Raw genomic sequence first — 4,274 nt, 5'->3', positions numbered from 1 at the left:
AGCACCCAAGCCCACTCCCTGAGCACGGACACCCGTCCGCGGCCTACGCCGGATGGTTACAACTATGGGCACGGGAAGAACGGATGAATTCCGCAAGGATGCAGTGCGAATTGCGCTGACCAGCGGGCTGACACGGCGACAAGTTGCGGATGATTTGGGCGTTGGGCTTTCGACGCTGAACAAGTGGGAGAACGCGCACCGCGACACGGATGTGGTATCGCCCGAGGATCGAGAGCTTGCGCAGGAGAACGAACGGCTTCGGCGCGAGAACCGTATCCTCAAGGAGGAGAGGGATATCTTAAAAAGCCACCCAGTTCTACGCGAGCCAAAAGCCATGAGGTTTCGGTTCGTCGAAGAACAGCGCGAGGCCTTCCCGATCGACCGGTTGTGTCAGGTCATGAATGTCAGCCCGCGTGGATTGCGGGCTTTCCGCAGTCGCCCGGCCCGCCGTAGGCAGCGCACGGATATGGTTATTCTGGCGCATATCAGGGAACAGTCGCGCCTGAGCCTGGGCAGCTACGGCCGCCCACGAATGACCGAGGAACTGAAGGAGGTCGGCATCGATGTGGGACACCGGCGCGTCGGTCGCCTGATGCGCGAAAACGGGATCACCGTTGAAAGAACACGCAAGTTTAAGGCAACAGCCGACAGCGATCACACGTTCGACATCGCCCCAAACCTGCTGGATCGCGACTTCAGTGCAGCCGGGCCGAACCAGAAATGGGCGGGCGACATCAGCTACATCTGGACCCGCGAGGGGTGGCTGTATCAGACAGTCATCCTGGACCTGCATTCCCGCCGCGTGATCGACTGGGCCGTCAGCAACCGCATGAAGCGCGATCTGGCGATCCGGGCCTTGAAGATGGCCATTGCCTTCAGATCGCCGCCCAAAGGCTGCATCTTACACAGCGATCGTGGCAGCCAATACTGTTCGCATGACTATCAGAAGATCCTGCGCCAGCATGGCTTCCGGGTCTCGATGAGCGGCAAAGGTAATTGTTATGACTGTGATTATGGTGTTGCGGCTTGATGGCCTGAGCCATGCTACGATTGACTGCGTGTCATTGTGTTGACGTGTCGGCCAGCAAGTCGCCCTGGCAACGGGTGAGATGTGACCTCATAGGAGCCTGATGGGTGCGCCCCATCACAGTCCTGTCCTCTCAGATCGGCGCCCGGGCATTTCCAGCAATGAGGGCAGCATGCAAACCACATATCCCGTTATTATCGGCGTCGACACGCACAAAGCAACGCACGTTGCTGTTGTGATCAATATGCAGGGAGCTCGCTTGGGCGCATTGTCGATTCCTGCAAATCCGAAAGGTTATCAGGAGCTGGAACGATGGGCGCTGTCTTTCGGGAAGGTTCTTGCATTCGGAATAGAAGGGACCGGTTCCTATGGCGCGGGTCTATCGCGGGCTTTGCTGGCTCGGGGCCATACGGTCCTTGAGGTGACGCGGCCCCATAGGCAACTGCGATACAGCCAAGGCAAGACAGACAGTCTGGATGCCGAGGGTGCTGCACGATCTGTCCTCGCCGGGCAAGCAACCGCACAGGCCAAAACGCAAATCGGGTCATCCGAGATGATCAGGCACCTGAAGATTGCACGCGATACCGCTGTTAAGTCGCGCTCGCAGGCGATGGTGACGCTGAAAACGTTGATCATTAACGCGCCCGCCGCCCTTCGTGAAGCACTGGACCAGGTCCGCGGGAAAGTCGCGCTGATCCGGCATGTTGCGGCGCTTCGGCCCGGTGATATCGACAATCCCATGGCTTCGGCAAAATTGGCAATGCGTGCCTTGGCGCGACGTTGGCTTTGTCTCCATGAAGAGATCGTTGCTCACGACAAACAACTTGAGCGCCTTGTTAGCACACGCGCCCCGGAGTTGATGATGTCTCATGGAATAGCCGCCCTGACAGTCGCAGAAATGTAAGCGCGACGCCGATCCCCTCCTGCCATTTTTGAGTTGATGCCTTCATTCTCCACGCACATGTGCGGCGGAGGTTTTGGATTTGGAGAGAGACGGCAAAATGGGCGTCCAATTGGACGGCTCTATAGGCGTCGGGGTCTCGCGGCTTGAGGTGATCGGGGGGCCAAGCGGTCGTCGGCGGCGGACGAAGGCAGAGCGGGCGCGGATCGCGGCGGAGAGCATGATGCCCGGGGTGACGGTCGCAGATACTGCGCGCAAGCACGGCACGACCCGCTGGCAGATTTACGATTGGCGCAAGCAGATACGCAAAGGTAATTTGGTGGTGCCCGAAAGCGTGGCGGCCTTGCCGTTCTTCGCGGAACTGGTGGTTGATGACAGCGCGACTGAGGCTTCGGCGGCCGTCCCCGGGTCTGATCTCGAAATCGTGGTGGGCGACATCGTCATCCGCGCGGGTCCTGGTGTCGACGAGGGCCAACTGACCCGGGCAATCCGCGCGGCACGGGCAGCGGCGTCGTGATGTTCGGCCAGGGCGGCCCGGTGAAGGTCTTCGTGGCGACCCGGCCTGTCGACTTTCGCAAGGGGATCGACGGTCTGGCACTGGCGGTGCAGGAGATGTTCGGGATGGACCCGTTCTGCGGAGCCGCCTTTGTGTTCCGAGCGAAGCGGGCGGATCGGATCAAGCTCTTGATCTGGGATCAGACCGGGATGGTGCTGGTTCACAAGCGGCTCGAGGGCGGCAAGTTCGTCTGGCCACAGGTGCGCGACGGGGTCATGCGCATGTCCCGAGCGCAGTTTGCAGCGCTGTTTGAGGGCGTGGATTGGCGGCTGGTCCGACCCGAACGGGCGCGGCGCCCGCTGGCGGCGGGGTGACTGGCAGGCTGCGTCGAAACGCCTGTTTTTGCTGGCCTGCAAGGGCATCCTGTGATTCACTTCCCGCCATGGAAACAGCTGATCTTGCGCGCGAAAACGCCCTGCTGAAGGCCCGCCTCGCCGAGGTGGAGGCGACGCTGGCCGAGACGCAAGAGGCCAATCGGCGGCTGCAGGATATCCTGCACGCGGCGCAGCGCGAGAAATTCGGCAAGCGCTCCGAAAAGCTCTCGCCCGACCAGTTCAACCTGCCCCTGGAAGATGCCGAATTTGCTCAAGGTGTGCTCGAGGCAGCACAAGAAAAGGCCGAAGCGGCGATGCAACGGGCGCGCGGAGAAACACCGCGCAAGCCCAAGCGCAACCTTGGCCATCTGCCGTCGCATCTGCCCCGGGTCGAGCGCGTGATCGAGCCTGCCAGCACGCTCTGCCCCTGTGGATGCGGCGAGATGGCCAGGATCGGGGAAGACGTGTCCGAACGTCTCGACGTGATCCCCGCCCAGTTCCGGGTGCTGGTCACGCGGCGCCCGAAATACGCCTGCCGCCGTTGCTCGCAAGCTGTCGCGCAGGCCCATGCCCCCGAGCATGTCGTGCCCGGCGGGCTGCCCACGGAACTCTTCATCGCCTGGATTATCGTCTCGAAGTTCGGTGACCACCTGCCGTTTTATCGGCAGGCCGAGATCTTCAAGCGGCAAGGGATCGATCTGGACCGCGGCACACTCGGCAACTGGGTCGGGCGCGCCTGTTTCCACCTGATGCCCGTCATCAACCATATGCGTGCCCATCTGCGCAGTGCCGACCGCATCTTCGTGGATGAAACCCGCGCGCCGGTGCTGAAACCGGGCCTGAAACGCACCAAGAGCGGCTTCTTCTGGGCCGTCGTCGCCGATGATCGCGGGCATGGCGGTGCTGGCCCACCCATCGTGCTGTTCCATTACGCCCCCGGCCGGGGGAAAGAACATCCTTTGAAGTTCCTTGGCGGATACCGGGGCCGCTTCCTGCAATGCGACGCCTACCAGTCCTACAACGCGATGACCGAGATCGCGCGCGACAATGGCCCGTGGCAACTGGTCTATTGCTGGACCCATGTCCGCCGCCGCTTCGTAAAGCGCTTCGAGAGCGATGGCTCACCCATTGCCGAGGAAATGCTGCGCCAGATCGCGCTGCTTTATCAGATCGAGAAGTCCGTGCGGAGCAAGGAGGCCGCTATGCGCCTTGCTGCCCGGCGTGAGCATTCGGCCCCGATCATCGCGGCGCTGAAACCCTGGCTGGAAGCCCAACTCTCGCGCATACCGCAGAAATCCCAGCTTGCCGAAGACATCCGCTACTCCCTCGCGCACTGGCCCGGACTGATCCGCTTCCTCGAGCACGGCATGCTGGAGCTCGACACCAACCCGGTCGAGAACCAGATGAGGCCGATTGCGAGTGGTGAGTCATTGTGCCCCTCTTCTTCAAGTATCTGGAAACATTTGAAGTTGGTCT

At 61.6% G+C, this 4,274-nt stretch carries 4 protein-coding genes and 1 pseudogene; all 5 read left to right on the top strand.

What is annotated here, in order from left to right; all coding sequences use genetic code 11:
* Nucleotides 1–64: 64 nt before the first annotated feature.
* Nucleotides 65–1,006: pseudogene (locus tag ACFOMP_RS18345) on the top strand (IS3 family transposase); the annotation flags it as partial.
* Nucleotides 1,007–1,199: 193 nt separating this feature from the next.
* Nucleotides 1,200–1,931, top strand: a complete 732-nt coding sequence (locus tag ACFOMP_RS18340) for an IS110 family transposase (protein WP_379033264.1) — start codon at nucleotides 1,200–1,202, stop codon at nucleotides 1,929–1,931.
* Between the two features lie 97 nt (nucleotides 1,932–2,028).
* A complete protein-coding gene (gene tnpA / locus ACFOMP_RS18335) occupies nucleotides 2,029–2,445 on the top strand; it encodes an IS66-like element accessory protein TnpA (protein ID WP_119752218.1) in 417 nt (138 codons plus the stop codon).
* Nucleotides 2,445–2,798: an IS66 family insertion sequence element accessory protein TnpB gene (tnpB, locus tag ACFOMP_RS18330; RefSeq protein ID WP_379033260.1), complete on the top strand. Its 354-nt coding sequence runs from the start codon at nucleotides 2,445–2,447 to the stop codon at nucleotides 2,796–2,798. Before tnpA ends, tnpB begins: the two co-directional genes overlap by 1 nt.
* A gap of 68 nt (nucleotides 2,799–2,866) precedes the next feature.
* The coding region (tnpC, locus tag ACFOMP_RS18325; protein WP_379033257.1) for an IS66 family transposase at nucleotides 2,867–4,274 on the top strand (1,408 nt) is incomplete at its 3' end.

This window comes from Paracoccus simplex (assembly GCF_042648325.1).
Lineage (GTDB): Bacteria > Pseudomonadota > Alphaproteobacteria > Rhodobacterales > Rhodobacteraceae > Paracoccus > Paracoccus simplex.
Note: the sequence above shows the minus strand (reverse complement) of the source record. Positions and strands in the feature narration are given on the sequence as shown.

Bases quoted from the DNA above. Each gene is read 5' to 3' on its own strand.
- tnpB (WP_379033260.1), top strand. From the start codon at position 2,445: ATGTTCGGCCAGGGCGGCCCGGTGAAGGTCTTCGTGGCGACCCGGCCT.
- ACFOMP_RS18340 (WP_379033264.1), top strand. From the start codon at position 1,200: ATGCAAACCACATATCCCGTTATTATCGGCGTCGACACGCACAAAGCA.
- tnpA (WP_119752218.1), top strand. From the start codon at position 2,029: ATGGGCGTCCAATTGGACGGCTCTATAGGCGTCGGGGTCTCGCGGCTT.